Here is a 13,691-nt window from a genome sequence, read left to right as displayed (position 1 = left end):
GGCCATGAGGACACACACGATGGACGTCACCGCAACCTTAAGCTTGGGCGATCCGCTGGAACCCGCACGCAAGGCCACCGCGCAGATGCTGCAAGAGCGCGAACGCACGTTCTCGCTGCCACAGCCGTTCTACTCTGATGAGCGGTTGTTTGATATCGATATGCAGGAGATCTTCCAGAAAGAATGGTTGATCGCCGGCATGACCTGCGAGATCCCCACCAAGGGCAACTTCCTGACCCTGCAAGTGGGCAAGAACCCGATCATCGTGATCCGTGGCGCCGATGGCGTGGTGCATGCGTTCCACAACGTCTGCCGCCACCGCGGTTCGCGCTTGTGTACCAGCGACAAAGGCAAGGTCGCCAAGCTGGTCTGCCCGTACCACCAGTGGACCTACGAACTGGACGGCCGCCTGCTGTTCGCCGGCACCGAGATGGGCGCCGACTTCGACATGAAGCAGTACGGCCTCAAGCCGATCAACGTGAAGACCGCCGGCGGCTACATCTTCATCAGCCTGGCGCAGAACCCGCCGGCCATCGATGACTTCCTGTCGACCCTGAACCACTACATGGAACCCTACGACATGGAAAACACCAAGGTGGCGGTGCAAACCACCTTGATGGAAAAGGCCAACTGGAAACTGGTGCTGGAAAACAACCGCGAGTGCTACCACTGCAACGCCTCGCACCCCGAGCTGTTGAAAACCCTGCTCGAGTGGGACGACGTCACCGACCCGCGCGCCGACCAGGCCTTCAAGGACCACGTGGCCGCCAGCGCCGCGGCCTGGGAAGCCGAAAAAATCCCTTACGCCCACGCCAGCTTCGGCCTGCGCAACCGCATCGTGCGTATGCCGCTGCTCAAAGGCACCGTGTCGATGACCCTGGACGGCAAACAGGGCTGCAAGAAGTTGATGGGCCGCATCAAGAACCCGGACCTGGGCTCGATGCGTATCCTGCACCTGCCGCACTCGTGGAACCACTGCATGGGCGACCACGTGATCGTGTTCACCGTGTGGCCGATCAGCGCCCAGGAAACCATGGTCACCACCAAGTGGCTGGTCCACAAGGACGCGGTCGAAGGCGTGGACTACGACGTGGAGCGCATGCGCCAGGTATGGGACGCCACCAACGACCAGGACCGTCGCCTGGCCGAAGAAAACCAGCGCGGGATCAACTCCACCGCCTACCAGCCGGGCCCCTACTCCAAGACCTATGAGTTCGGCGTGGTGAACTTCATCGACTGGTACAGCGAGCGCATGCTGAGCAACCTCGGCGCGGCGCCGGCGCCCTACCTCAAAGGCGTGGCCGCCCAGTAACCATCCCTGTGGGAGCGGGCTTGCTCGCTCCCACATTGGGTTGCGCACTGATCAAAATTTGTTCAAGCACACTGAACCCCTCTCGCCGCCTGCCCTCCAGCCTTTGCCCAACAACTTATCCACAGAGCCACCCACAGCAATTGTGCGCAAGTGCGCCTGCCCGTCGAAATTAAATCAAGAAAATCCGTGACTTATTCGACTTGGCCGTTTTAAAGCGCCACTGATCAATTTTTGAACAACTCCGTGTAAGCCATATGAACCGTGCCCTGTAGCGGTACGCGAACACCTTATCCACAGAAGCACCAACAGACTTTGGGGGCAACTTTGACGCGGCTGTGGAAAACCCCTTCAAACCTTCATAAACCGGGCTATCCACGCGTTTCAGCGGGCAAATGCGCGCAATTGATCAAATTTCGATCAACCTAGCGTAAGCCTTTATTTATAAGGGCTGCAGCGGTAAGCGAACATCTTATCCACAGAAGCGCCAACAGACTTTGGGGGAAACTCTGCGCGGGGTAATCGCTGTAATCACACAGAAACCCAAGGAAAAACCGAGGGTTAGCCTGGTCGTTTTTTGTACGGAGGGCTGCAGGGCTTGATTTACAGGGGGTGTGGACAACCGCGAACAGGTTATCCACAGACGGGTCAACAGGGATTGTGGGTAAGCCACTCTCCCCGTTGCGACTCAGCGAACCACACCTTCCTCAAGCAACAACTTGAGAATCGCTTCAGCACCCGCTTCAGGGCTGAGGCCCTTGAGTACCTGCCCGCCGCCGCCACTGGCCTTGGCCGTGGCCGCCTTCATCCGGTCCGCGCCGCTCTTGGCCTTGATCACCTTGAGCCGCTTGGGTCGTGGCTTGGCCGGTTGCAGCACGGCGCCTGTGAATAACTCGTCCGCTTCAACCTCGACCTCGTGGGCCGCCAGTTCGCCGCGTTGCGCCGGGCCATAGGCGCTCTGCCGAGGCTTGGGTGCGGCGTTATCCACCGTGGCCAGAAACGGCAGGCGCACCTTCAAGCGCCGCCGCTGCCCACGGGGCAAGGCTTGCAGCACCAGGGCCACGCCGCTCTCGATGGACTCCACCTGCGCCAGCCCGACAATCAGCGGCCAGCCGAGGTGTTCGGCGAGCAGGAACGGCAACATCCCCGAACCTTCGCCGGTTTCGGCCTGGCTACCGGTGAGCACCACCTGGGCACCGGCGTCGCGCAGATACTCACTGAGCACCGGCAAGGCATCGGCGCCAGGCGGTTGTTCGAGCACATGCAACTGCGCCAGCCCCATGCCCAGGTAGCTGCGTAGCGTGGGTTCGGCGATGTCGCCGGCATGCAGCACCTGCAACTTATCCCCAGCCATTTGCAGGCCCAACTCGACCGCGCGCGCATCCTGCTCGGCGCGGCGCGGGCGCCCGGAGGTGGGGTGGGCGCCGATGGAGACCAGACTGATTACCTGCGTGTTCATGCCCTTATCCTTTGCTTAAGCCGCATCGCGCTTGGCGCCGTGGCGGTAGGCCTCGACCGCGGCGATCAAGGCTTGCAGAATCGCGGCGCTGTCGCCGATCACCGACAGGTCGGCACGCTTGATCATGTCGCAGCCGGGGTCGAGGTTGATCGCCACCACCTTGTCGCAGGCGCCGATGCCTTGCAGGTGCTGGATCGCCCCGGAGATACCGACGGCCACATACACCCGCGCCGTGACCCAGGTGCCGCTGGCGCCGACCTGGCGATCGCGGGCCATGAAGCCATCGTCCACCGCGACGCGCGAGGCGCCTTCGGTGGCGCCCAGGGCGGCGGCGGTCTGGTGGAACAGCGCCCAGTCCTTCACGCCGTTGCCGCCGGAGAAAATAAACTCGGCTTCAGCCATCGGAATCGCCGCCGGGTCCACCGCCACCGCGCCGAGGTCTTCGATACGCGGCAGGCTGCGCGCCAGGGCTGTGGATAACTCCACGGGCAGCACTTCATGCCGAGTGTCGCTGACCGGATCGGCGCATTCGGCGGCGGCCAGGATCAGGCGCGGCAGCGGCCGGGCCACGTCTTGCTGACCGGCACCGGCACGGCCGATGCACTGCTCGCCCTTGATCTGCCAGACCCGCGTGGCCGGGCGCTCGTTGAGGCTGGCGGCAAAACGCCGACCGAGTTCGCCGCCACCGCTGCGACTGTCCGGCAGCAACCAATGACGCGGGTTGAACTGGTTATCCACAGCCCGCAGGCCCTGCACGCGTTGCTCCGGTGAATAACCGTCGAAGGCATGACCTTCGAGCACCAGCAGGCGGTCGACGCCGGCCGTGGCAAATGTGTTTTCCTTGTGTTCGCCAAACACCACGGCCAGCACCGCACCGTCGCTGCCGGCGAGTTGCCGGGCCAGGCCGAGCAGGTCACGGTCGTGGCTGCTCAGGCGGCCGCCGACCATGTCCGGCACCACGTTGATGTAGAACGCGGGCGCCGCCACCTGATGCAGCGGCAACTGCACCGCCACCGCCGCCGTGCGCTTGGCCGCCCCGCCCTGCTGGGCACCGCTGCGGTCGATGCGCTTGATGCCGTTGGGGCCGATAAAACCGACACCATGGACGTTCTTGCGGATGACGCCGTTGGGCCCCATCCAACTGTGTTGCACCGGCTGCATCGCCGCATGCAGCGGGTGCAGGCGGTTACGGGCGATCCATTCGGCGCGTGGGTCGCGGCGGATAATGTCGCTCATCAGTGTACCTCCGCGGGTTCACGCGTGATCGGGGCTTTGGCCGGCGCCGGCTCGTCGAGCAAGGCATCGGCCACCAACTCGGCGATGTCCTTGATCAGTGGACGCGGTTCGACCACGCCTTCGAGCATCGCAGTGCATTGCGGGCAGCCCACGGCCACCAGTTCGGCGCCGGTTGTGCGGATGTCGTCCATCCGCATATCGGGGATGCGTTGCTTGCCCGGAATGTCGGTGATCGGTGCGCCGCCACCGCCACCGCAGCAGCGTGAGCGGTAGCCCGAGCGTTGCATCTCCTTGACCTCGATCCCCAACGCGCGCAGCACCTGGCGCGGCGCCTCGTATTCGCCGTTGTAGCGGCCCAGGTAGCACGGGTCGTGATAGGTCACGCTGCTGCCTTTGTGCTGGCCCAGGTTCAGCGCGCCGTCGCCGATCAGCTCGGCCATGAAGGTGCTGTGGTGCTGTACGACATAGTCACCGTTGAAGGCGCCGTATTCGTTTTTCAGCACATGGAAACTGTGCGGGTCGCAGGTGACGATGCGCGTGAAGTTGTACTTGGCCAAGGTCTGGATATTGCGCGTGGCCAGCAGTTGGAAGGTCGCTTCATCGCCCAAACGGCGGGCGACGTCGCCGCTGTCGCGCTCTTCCAGGCCGAGCACGGCAAAGTCGACCTTGGCCGCTTTCAGCACTTTGACGAAGGCGCGCAGGGTGCGCTGGTTGCGCATGTCGAAGGCAGCGTCGCCGACCCAGAACAGCACCTCGCAGCGACCTTTTTCGCTGAGCAACGGCAGGTTCAGATCCGCCGCCCAGTTCAGCCGGCCGCCCGGTGCGAAGCCGCCGGGGTTGTCGGTGGCGATCAGGTTTTCGAGGACTTCGGCGCCCTTGTTCGGCGTGGCGCCTTTTTCCAGGGTGAGGTGGCGGCGCATGTCGACGATGGCGTCCACGTGCTCGATCATCATCGGGCACTCTTCCACACAGGCGCGGCAGGTGGTGCAGGACCACAACGTGTCGGCGTCCACCAGGCCGTTGACGATCGGTTGGTGCGGGTTGCCGCGGTGTTCACCGATCGGTTTTCCAGGATAAGCGCTGCCGGCGAACTTGGCATCGGTGCCGCCGGCCAGGCCGACCACCATGTCCTGAATCAGCTTTTTCGGGTTCAGCGGCTGGCCGGCGGCGAACGCCGGGCACGCCGCTTCGCATTTGCCGCACTGCACGCAGGCGTCGAAGCCGAGCAGTTGGTTCCAGGTGAAGTCCTTGGGTTTTTCCACGCCCAGGGGCGCGCTTTTATCGTTCAGGTCCAACGGTTTCAAACCGGTGGAACGGCCCCCGCCGAAGCGCTCGGCGCGGCGGTGCCAGGCCAGGTGCAAGGCACCGGCGAAGGCGTGCTTCATCGGCCCGCCCCAGGTCATGCCGAAGAACATTTCCGACACGCCCCACAGCACACCCACGCTCAACAACGCGGCCAGCAACCAGCCGCCGAAGTCGGCGGGCAGCACCCCGGCCACCGGCAGCGTCACCAGGAAGAAGCTCACAGAAAACGCCATCAGGCTTTTCGGCAGGCGCATCCACGGGCCTTTCGACAGGCGCGACGGCGGATTGCGCCGGCGCAGATAGACAAACGTGGCGCCGACAAACATCAGTACCGACGCCAGCAGCAAGGCAACGCCGAGGATGCGGTTATGCAGGCCGAAACCATGCACCAGGACCGCCAGCAGCGCCGACAGCACAAAACCCAGCGCCGTAGCGACGTGGGTGTTGGCGATGTATTTGTCGCGGGCGACCACGTGGTGCAGGTCGACCATGTAGCGCTTGGGCATGGCCAGCAGGCCTTTGATCAAGTCGACCTTCGACGCCCGCCCACGGCGCCACATGGCTGCCCGCCGCAGTGCGCCCAGAACAGCAAGGCCCAGCGCCGCGAACAGCAGAATCGGAAGAAGAGTATTCAACATGGTGAAGCTCCCACAGACCACACGGATCTACTGTGAAACCGGGTCTGAATGTGGGAGGGAGCTTGCTCCCGATGGCGGACTGTCAGTTGATACAGCTGTAGCTGACCCACCGCCATCGGGGGCAAGCCCCCCTCCCACATTTTCAGACCGAGTACACATTGGTTCGGTGTCGGGTCAGAAATCCTTGCACAAGCGCAGGGCGTCATAGATCGCGGCGTGGGTATTGCGCTGCGCCACACAGTCACCGATACGGAACAGCAAGTAGCCCTCGCCCGCTTCGCTCAGGCACGGTTGCGGCTTGATCGCGAACAGCGCTTCGATGTCCATCTGCCCCTTGTTGCGCGAGCCGGGCTTGAGGGCGTAGTAGATCTCCTCATCGGGACGCACGCCGTTTTCCACCACCACCTGATCGACCACCCGCTCCTCTTTGGCGCCGGTGTATTCGTTCTCCAGCACCGCCACCAGCTTGTCGCCTTCGCGGTAGACCTTTTCCAGCATCATGTCGCCGGTCATGATCACTTCCTTGGGGTACATGCTGCGGTAGTAGGTCGGGAACGACGTACCGCCGATGGCCACGCCGGGCTTGATGTCGTCGGTGACGATCTCGACCTGGCTGCCCTTGTCCGCGAGGAAATCGGCCACCGACATGCCGGTGAATTCGCAGATGGTGTCGTAGACCAGCACGTTCTTGCCCGGCGCGACTTTGCCGTCGAGCACGTCCCAACTGCTGACCACAAGGCCTTCGGCCGCGCCCCAGTGTTCGTTCTGCTCCAGGAACGGATGCCCGCCCACCGCCAGCACCACCACATCCGGGCGCAGGTCGAGGATGGCCGCCGCGTCCGCCGCCACGCCCAGGCGCAGGTCGACGTTCAACCGCGCCAATTCCAACTGGAACCAACGGGTGATCCCGGCGATCTGGTCGCGCTGCGGGGCTTTGGAGGCGGTAGTGATTTGCCCGCCGATAAAGGCTTTTTTCTCGAACAGGGTCACGTCGTGGCCACGCTCGGCGGCGACGCGCGCAGCCTCCATCCCCGCTGGCCCGGCGCCGACCACCACCACCTTGCGCTTGGGCCCGGTGGATTTTTCGATGATGTGCGGCACGCCCATGTATTCGCGGGAGGTCGCGGCGTTCTGAATGCACAGCACATCCAGGCCCTGGTACTGGCGGTCGATGCAATAGTTGGCGCCGACGCACTGTTTGATCTGGTCGATCTGGCCCATCTTGATCTTGGCGATCAGGTGCGGGTCGGCGATGTGGGCGCGGGTCATGCCGACCATGTCCACATAGCCGCCTTCGAGGATGCGCGTGGCCTGGTTCGGGTCCTTGATGTTCTGCGCGTGCAGCACCGGGGCCTTGACCACTTCCTTGATCCCGGCCGCCAGATGCAGGAACGGCTCCGGTGGATAACTCATGTTCGGGATGACGTTGGCCAGGGTGTTGTGGGTATCGCAACCTGAGCCGACCACACCGATAAAATCGAGCATGCCGGTGTCGTCGTAATACTTGGCGATCTGCTTCATGTCCTCGTGGGACAAGCCGTCCGGGTGGAACTCATCGCCGCACAGGCGGATGCCGACGCAGAAATCCGGGCCGACTTCAGCCCGCACCGCCTTGAGCACTTCCAGGCCGAAACGCATGCGGTTTTCAAAGCTGCCGCCCCATTCGTCGGTGCGCTTGTTGACCCGCGGGCTCCAGAACTGGTCGATCATGTGCTGATGCACCGCCGACAGCTCCACGCCATCCAGGCCACCGGCTTTCGCCCGCGCTGCCGCGCTGGCGTAGTTGCCGATCACGCGCCAGATCTCTTCCGGCTCGATGGTCTTGCAGGTCGCACGGTGTACCGGCTCGCGGATGCCCGAGGGCGACAGCAGGGTCGGCCAATGCTCGCCGTCCCAGCGCGAGCGGCGGCCCATGTGGGTAATCTGGATCATGATCTTGGCGCCATGCTTGTGCATGGCATCGGCCAGGTTCTGGAAGTGCGGGATGATCCGGTCGTCGGCCAGGTTCACCGATTTCCACCAGCCTTGCGGGCTGTCGATCGCCACGCTGGAAGACCCGCCGCAGATGGCCAGGCCGATCCCGCCCTTGGCTTTCTCTTCGTAGTACTTCACATAGCGGTCGGTGGTCATGCCGCCGTCGGTGGCATACACCTCGGCGTGGGCGGTACTGAGCACGCGGTTGCGGATGGTCAGTTTGCCGATCTGGATCGGCGCGAACATTGCTTCGAAAGCCATGGCAGGGTTCCTCGACTTACAACGGCTTGACGGTGAACAGGCCGTCGTCATGGCCCTCTTCGGAGCCGCCGTAGACTTGTTCGGCCACGGTGCGAATAGTGCTGCCGCGCGCTTGCAGGATCTGGTCCATGGCCCCGGCAAACCAGCCGGTGAACATGTAGTCGACCTTGCGCCCGACCTTGCCGTACACGTAGACGAACGCCGAGTGTTCGAGCTTGACGCTGGCGGTGCCTTTGTCGAGGTCGATGTCCTGGATCTTGAACAGGCCCCAGCCGCGTTGCGACAGGCGCTTCATGTAGTGCTCGAACACCGCCACGCCTTCAAGGCCATGGCATTCGGCTTCTTTTTCACACCAGTGCCAGGCGGATTTGTAGCCGGCCTTGTAGAGGATCGCGGCGTAGGCCTCGGCACCGAGTACCTCTTCGATGCCCATGTGATTGTTGACGAAGAAATGACGCGGTACGTACAGCATCGGCAGGGCGTCGGAGGTCCAGACACCGGTTTCGCTGTCGACTTCGATAGGCAATTGCGGGGCGATCTTGGCCATGGAAACTTAACTCCAGAAAATTCGTAGTGGTGTTGCCCGTGGGTGTTTGGCTTATTCGCCCCACACGTCCTTCAAGACGTTGACCCAGTTCTCGCCCATGATCTTGCGCACCACGCGTTCGCTGTGGCCGCGCTTGAGCAGGGTCTCGGTGAGGTTGGGGAACTCGCCCACGGTGCGGATGCCCAGCGGGTTGATGATCTTGCCGAAGCTGGTCAGACGGCGGGCGTAGCCCTTGTCATGGGTCAGCATTTCGAAGAAATCCTGGCCATGACCCTGGGTGAAGTCGGTGCCGATGCCGATGGCGTCTTCGCCGACGATGTTCATGGTGTACTCGATGGCTTCGGCGTAGTCGTCGATGGTCGAATCGATACCCTTGGCCAGGAACGGCGCGAACATGGTCACGCCGACAAAGCCGCCGTGGTCGGCGATGAACTTCAGCTCTTCATCGGACTTGTTGCGCGGGTGTTCCTTGAGCCCGGAGGGCAGGCAGTGGGAGTAGCACACCGGTTTTTTCGATTCGAGGATGACTTCTTCGCTGGTCTTGGAGCCGACGTGGGACAGGTCGCACATGATGCCGACGCGGTTCATCTCGCCGACGATCTCGCGACCGAAGCCCGACAGCCCGCCGTCGCGTTCGTAGCAACCGGTGCCGACCAGGTTCTGGGTGTTGTAGCACATCTGCACCACACCGACGCCGAGCTGCTTGAAGATCTCGACGTAGCCGAGCTGGTCTTCAAACGCGTGGGCGTTCTGGAAGCCGAAGATGATGCCGGTCTTGCCCTGTTCCTTGGCCTTGCGGATGTCGGCGGTGGTTTTCACCGGGATCACCAGGTCGCTGTTCTCGCGGATCAGGGTCTGGCTGGCGACGATGTTATTGATCGTCGCCTGGAACCCTTCCCACACCGACACGGTGCAGTTGGCGGCGGTCAGGCCGCCTTTGCGCATGTCCTCGAACAGCTCGCGGTTCCACTTGGCAATGATCAGCCCGTCGATAACGATGCTGTCGGCGTGTAATTGCGCTGGGCTCATCAGGCGTCCCCTTATTGGCGATTCGTGCGCCGAATCGTCTGCCGGCGCTTTGGGGCCAGCATATGCCGAGGGGCCGAGCGGACCGGGTGCAAAAACGACAGGGGAATTGCCGAAAGCGTCAATCCGCGACGAAGGTCGCTAAGACAGGTCTGTCTGGCGGCTGTTCTTTGTCTTACGCTTGGGCCAGAATTCCCGCATCAACCGATATGAGACGGCGCAATGAAATCGATTTTCCTGGCTTTGGCACTCATCGCAACCGGCGTCCACGCGGCCGAAGACACCGACAGCACGCCGTGCGACGGCATCGAAAACGACAAGCAAACCCTGGAATGCGCCACCTACAACAAAACCACCGCCGAGCAATTGCTCAAGGATAACTATCAAGGGTTGCTGGAGCGCATGGGTTCGACCTATGGCAGCAACAAGTCACAGCTGGCAGACATTACCGCTCGTCTGAAGGATGCCCAGCAGAAGTGGGAAAAATTACGTGACGCCGATTGCGCGGTGGACACCTTCCCGGCGGCGACCGGCACCAAGCCCTATGCGATCGAACTGAACGATTGCCTGGCGCGGATGAGTGATGAGCGGTCGGAGTTTTTGGAGTCGATCGGCCAGGAGTGAAGCATCCCCGCGCATTGAACGCAGGAACGCTTCACAGGCGTCAGGCCATGAAGGGCGACTTGAACGGGCTTTTCGTCAATGGGCGGCTGGGCGCATAGCTGTAGCCCAGCGCGGCGATATCCATCACCTCACTGATCCGGCGGGTCCAGGGATTAATCACATCATCATAGTTGTGGCCCGGCGGACCGTCCTGCATGGGGCAATAGTGCGGGGCCAGGTCCGGCTCATCCAGGCGCTTCTGCGCCTGCCAGTCCGCCCAGATCTTGTCGATGAAACAGTGATGCAGGAAGAACACCGGGTCATCCGGTGAGGTCATGGGCAACATATTGCCGCCAATCCACAAATGCACACGGTTATGCAGCTGCGAACCGGAGGTTTTGACAGCAGGATCGCCGCGCTGGGTGATCCAGCCTTCCAGGCGGTTTCTGAAACCGCGGATGAAAGGGCTCGAGTTGTAATTGGGTTCGTCATACAGGCTTTCGTTCATCGCCACTCGCAGGTCGTCCTCGGTTGGCAGTGAGCTGATCACTTGCCCGAACTGGCGTTTGAGGCCTGGCCCGGGCAAACCCTCTTCGTCATAGGACGGCACGGGCCAGTTCCCGTATTTGTGGGCAAAGACCCCATCCTGCACGCGAAACTGATCGGCTGGGTCGCCATCACCTCCCAGGAAACCCTGGCGCCAGACCGGCGATTGTTCAGGGGCGGCCGCATCCTGCGTCCAGTCCCAATAAGGCAACGTCACGCCGACGTTGATCGCTTGTAGATCCGCCTCGAACTGCATCAACATTTCACGGTGCCACGGCAGAAATGCCGGCCCCCGGTGAGCACCGTTACGGTAGTTGGGATCTTGGGGTTCGTTCGGGTAGACCGTGGCCTTCATGACGGCGTGATGCCAATGAACATACTTGTCGTAGACACCGGAACGCTTCATCGCCAATAACGTGTTGATAAACTCCAGTTGTTCCGTTGCGGTCAGTGCGCGAATTTCCTTGCGAATATTCATTGCATAACTCCCTTGTCGGAATAGCCATGGAACAGGCCGGAACCCTCGGCAGGCTCCTTCAGGGAATCTATGAGACCGGGCACGCGGCGGTCTACTGTCAAAAATAACAGGTCAAGCACGTTCCCGACGGGTGGACGGCGGCCGTCTCAGCCCTCGACCCTGATACTATTGCGGCCTCTCTTTTTTGCCCCAAGGCGACCCAATGACTCTCTGCGGCATCGAAATCAAAGGCAGCGAAGCCATCATCGCCGTTGCCTCCCTGAACAATCAGACGCTGACCCACGTCGCCCTGGCCACCAAGAAAATCGCCCTCGAAGACGACGATGAAGCGGCCAACGTCAAAGCCTTCGCCGCCCAGGTGAAGGCGTTCGTGCGGGACAACGCCATCGAACGCATCGCCATCAAAAAGCGCAGCAAAAAAGGCGAATTCGCCGGCGGCCCGACCACGTTCAAGATTGAAGGGGTGTTTCAACTGCTGGAGGGGGTTGAAGTGACGCTGCTGTCGCCGCAGACCATCAATGCGCAGAACAAGAAGCACAATTTCGATCTGCCGGCGACGCTGAACAAGTACCAACATGAAGCCTTCAAGGCGGCGTGTTCGGCCCTGATAAAGCAATAGGCACACCGACAATTTACTGTGGGAGGGGGCTTGCCCCCGATGGCGGTGTGTCAGCCACTCAGATGCCGCTGATCCACCGTCATCGGGGGCAAGCCCCCTCCCACATTTGATCTTGGTCGCTTACAGGTGAAGGGGTGTAGTACCAGCATGAAGCCTTCAAGGCAGCGTGTTCGGCCCTGATACAGCAATAAGCACACCGACAATTTACTGTGGGAGGGGGCTTGCCCCCGATGGCGGTGTGTCAGCCACTCAGGTACCGCTGACCCACCGTCATCGGGGGCAAGCCCCCTCCCACATTTGATCTTTGTCGCTTACAGGTGAAGGGGTGTAGTACCAGCAGGAAGCCTTCAAGGCGGCGTGTTCGGCCCTGATAAAGCAATAAGCACACCGACAATTCACTGTGGGAGGGGGCTTGCCCCCGATGGCGGTGTGTCAGCCACTCAGGTGCCGCTGATCCACCGTCATCGGGGGCAAGCCCCCTCCCACATTGGCTTTGTGGTGTGTTTAGCCGGGTGTACGGTGCTTGTGCAGCAGCCAGTCGCCGAAGGACTTGTCTTCCAGGGCATAACCGCCGCGGCTGGACTTCCATACCAGTTCCTTGTCACGCAGGGCATCGATACACGCCTGGATGGTCTGAGTGCCGGGCACCACGTCGCTGCCCATCTCCTCCAGCGCCTTGCTGACCGCAATGAGGGTGCTGTCGGTGAACGGGGCGAAGGGTTGATTGTGTTGCGAACGCTCCACCATCACTTGCAGCACGGCACGTTGCGCAAGGGTGAGGGCGTTCCAGGCGCTTTCGAATTCGTTCCAGACGCCAGCGCGCAGCACTTCCGCGCGGCTGTGCAGCAACTGGCCCAGGTTGCTTGCCTCGCCCAACTCCAGGGCCACTTCACCGATGATGGTGCGCAGCATCTCGGGGCGCCGGCCTACCAACTCAAATGCTTCGTCGATATCCGCCGCGTTGAATTGGTTGGTCTTGGCCAGGTGCGCGTTGAGATGCGCGGTGTAAGCCTGAGTGAACGCCTTACCCAGCAACGGAAACGGCGTGATGCTGGAGCCGAAGAACGGCTGGCTTTTGCCCAGCACCAAATGAGCGAGCTTGTCGCGGTTGGAGCCGGTGAACACCAGGTGTAAGCCACTGCCCTCGCCTTCGCGGCCCTGGTTGAGCTGGTCGCGTGCGGCCTTGAGGGCGAACATGGCGTTGATGCCCGCTTCGGTGGTGAGCGCGTGCTGGGCTTCATCAATCACCAGCACCACGGTTTTCTCGGCGGCGCGGTGAAGTAATTCCAGTGCTTGCGTAAGGGTCGCGCCCACGGGCAGTTGAGGCTTGGTGAAGTCCCAGGACAAGGTGCGCAGGAAGCTGAGTTTTTCGATGCCGATGTTCTTCGCCAGTTTGCGGATGCCCTTTTCGAAAGGCACCAACGCACCGGCAATGGCGCTGGAAATCAGCTCGGCGGGATCTTTCTCCTTGTCGGCCCACAGGTCCACATACACCGTCAGCCAACCCCGAGCCTGGCACTCGGGGAGAAGGTCTTCGCGCAGAAAAGTACTTTTGCCGGTACGACGCGGCGCCGCGAGAAACAGGCCAGAGGTGAAATCCTGGATACCCACGCCCACCAGGCCATCGGCAATACTGCTTGCCAGGGTGGGGCGGCGGAACACAAAACCGCTGGGCTTGGACATGCTTTTA

Annotated in this window: 11 protein-coding genes; 3 read left to right on the top strand and 8 right to left on the bottom strand. The window is 62.0% G+C overall.

Annotated elements, in window-relative coordinates; genetic code table 11:
* The first annotated feature begins 19 nt into the window (after positions 1–19).
* Positions 20–1,312 (top strand): glycine-betaine demethylase subunit GbcA, encoded by a 1,293-nt coding sequence (gene gbcA, locus C8K66_RS12120; protein ID WP_017847882.1) that lies wholly within the window; start codon positions 20–22, stop codon positions 1,310–1,312.
* Between the two features lie 685 nt (positions 1,313–1,997).
* Here the strand turns inward: gbcA and C8K66_RS12115 are convergent.
* The 6 genes from C8K66_RS12115 to C8K66_RS12090 all read right to left on the bottom strand — a co-directional run bounded on the left by C8K66_RS12115 (position 1,998) and on the right by C8K66_RS12090 (position 9,758).
* Positions 1,998–2,768: an electron transfer flavoprotein subunit beta gene (locus tag C8K66_RS12115; RefSeq protein WP_046487910.1), complete on the bottom strand. Its 771-nt coding sequence runs from the start codon at positions 2,766–2,768 to the stop codon at positions 1,998–2,000.
* Between the two features lie 15 nt (positions 2,769–2,783).
* Positions 2,784–4,004, bottom strand: a complete 1,221-nt coding sequence (locus tag C8K66_RS12110) for an electron transfer flavoprotein subunit alpha/FixB family protein (protein WP_108524919.1) — start codon at positions 4,002–4,004, stop codon at positions 2,784–2,786.
* Positions 4,004–5,947, bottom strand: coding sequence for a dimethylglycine demethylation protein DgcB (gene dgcB / locus C8K66_RS12105; RefSeq protein WP_079444843.1), 1,944 nt, complete (start codon positions 5,945–5,947; stop codon positions 4,004–4,006). The genes C8K66_RS12110 and dgcB overlap by 1 nt, the downstream gene beginning before the upstream one ends.
* A gap of 174 nt (positions 5,948–6,121) precedes the next feature.
* Positions 6,122–8,182, bottom strand: coding sequence for a dimethylglycine demethylation protein DgcA (dgcA, locus tag C8K66_RS12100; protein ID WP_017849541.1), 2,061 nt, complete (start codon positions 8,180–8,182; stop codon positions 6,122–6,124).
* A 16-nt stretch (positions 8,183–8,198) separates the two neighbouring features.
* Complete coding sequence (locus C8K66_RS12095; protein ID WP_017849540.1) at positions 8,199–8,729, bottom strand: DUF5943 domain-containing protein; 531 nt, start codon at positions 8,727–8,729, stop codon at positions 8,199–8,201.
* A 51-nt stretch (positions 8,730–8,780) separates the two neighbouring features.
* Positions 8,781–9,758, bottom strand: a complete 978-nt coding sequence (locus C8K66_RS12090) for a dipeptidase (protein WP_017849539.1) — start codon at positions 9,756–9,758, stop codon at positions 8,781–8,783.
* Positions 9,759–9,977: 219 nt separating this feature from the next.
* Between C8K66_RS12090 and C8K66_RS12080 the strand changes: the two genes are divergently transcribed.
* The gene (locus C8K66_RS12080) at positions 9,978–10,379 is read left to right on the top strand and encodes a lysozyme inhibitor LprI family protein (RefSeq protein ID WP_046381806.1); all 402 of its coding nucleotides are present in this window, start codon (positions 9,978–9,980) and stop codon (positions 10,377–10,379) included.
* A gap of 40 nt (positions 10,380–10,419) precedes the next feature.
* Here C8K66_RS12080 and C8K66_RS12075 read toward each other — a convergent pair whose 3' ends face one another.
* Positions 10,420–11,382 (bottom strand): tyrosinase family protein, encoded by a 963-nt coding sequence (locus C8K66_RS12075; RefSeq protein WP_108524917.1) that lies wholly within the window; start codon positions 11,380–11,382, stop codon positions 10,420–10,422.
* Between the two features lie 202 nt (positions 11,383–11,584).
* Here C8K66_RS12075 and C8K66_RS12070 point away from each other — a divergent pair, with 202 nt between their 5' ends.
* Positions 11,585–12,001 (top strand): DUF3010 family protein, encoded by a 417-nt coding sequence (locus tag C8K66_RS12070; RefSeq protein ID WP_108524915.1) that lies wholly within the window; start codon positions 11,585–11,587, stop codon positions 11,999–12,001.
* A 504-nt stretch (positions 12,002–12,505) separates the two neighbouring features.
* Here C8K66_RS12070 and C8K66_RS12065 read toward each other — a convergent pair.
* Positions 12,506–13,684 carry an AAA family ATPase gene (locus C8K66_RS12065; RefSeq protein ID WP_046381803.1) on the bottom strand — a complete coding sequence of 393 codons (1,179 nt, stop codon included), beginning with the start codon at positions 13,682–13,684 and terminating at the stop codon, positions 12,506–12,508.
* Positions 13,685–13,691 lie beyond the last annotated feature (7 nt).

It is taken from the genome of Pseudomonas sp. GV105, from assembly GCF_003058185.1.
In the GTDB taxonomy this organism is placed as follows: Bacteria; Pseudomonadota; Gammaproteobacteria; order Pseudomonadales; family Pseudomonadaceae; genus Aquipseudomonas; species Aquipseudomonas veronii.
The sequence above is the reverse complement of the archived record's forward strand: the minus strand, read 5'-3'. Positions and strand labels throughout refer to the sequence as shown.

Excerpts from the sequence above, each read along its gene's own strand:
- C8K66_RS12075 (WP_108524917.1), bottom strand. The coding sequence starts at position 11,382 with ATGAATATTCGCAAGGAAATTCGCGCACTGACCGCAACGGAACAACTG.
- dgcB (WP_079444843.1), bottom strand. The coding sequence starts at position 5,947 with ATGTTGAATACTCTTCTTCCGATTCTGCTGTTCGCGGCGCTGGGCCTT.
- C8K66_RS12080 (WP_046381806.1), top strand. The coding sequence starts at position 9,978 with ATGAAATCGATTTTCCTGGCTTTGGCACTCATCGCAACCGGCGTCCAC.
- C8K66_RS12095 (WP_017849540.1), bottom strand. The coding sequence starts at position 8,729 with ATGGCCAAGATCGCCCCGCAATTGCCTATCGAAGTCGACAGCGAAACC.
- C8K66_RS12090 (WP_017849539.1), bottom strand. The coding sequence starts at position 9,758 with ATGAGCCCAGCGCAATTACACGCCGACAGCATCGTTATCGACGGGCTG.
- C8K66_RS12115 (WP_046487910.1), bottom strand. The coding sequence starts at position 2,768 with ATGAACACGCAGGTAATCAGTCTGGTCTCCATCGGCGCCCACCCCACC.
- C8K66_RS12070 (WP_108524915.1), top strand. The coding sequence starts at position 11,585 with ATGACTCTCTGCGGCATCGAAATCAAAGGCAGCGAAGCCATCATCGCC.
- C8K66_RS12110 (WP_108524919.1), bottom strand. The coding sequence starts at position 4,004 with ATGAGCGACATTATCCGCCGCGACCCACGCGCCGAATGGATCGCCCGT.
- gbcA (WP_017847882.1), top strand. The coding sequence starts at position 20 with ATGGACGTCACCGCAACCTTAAGCTTGGGCGATCCGCTGGAACCCGCA.
- C8K66_RS12065 (WP_046381803.1), bottom strand. The coding sequence starts at position 13,684 with ATGTCCAAGCCCAGCGGTTTTGTGTTCCGCCGCCCCACCCTGGCAAGC.
- dgcA (WP_017849541.1), bottom strand. The coding sequence starts at position 8,182 with ATGGCTTTCGAAGCAATGTTCGCGCCGATCCAGATCGGCAAACTGACC.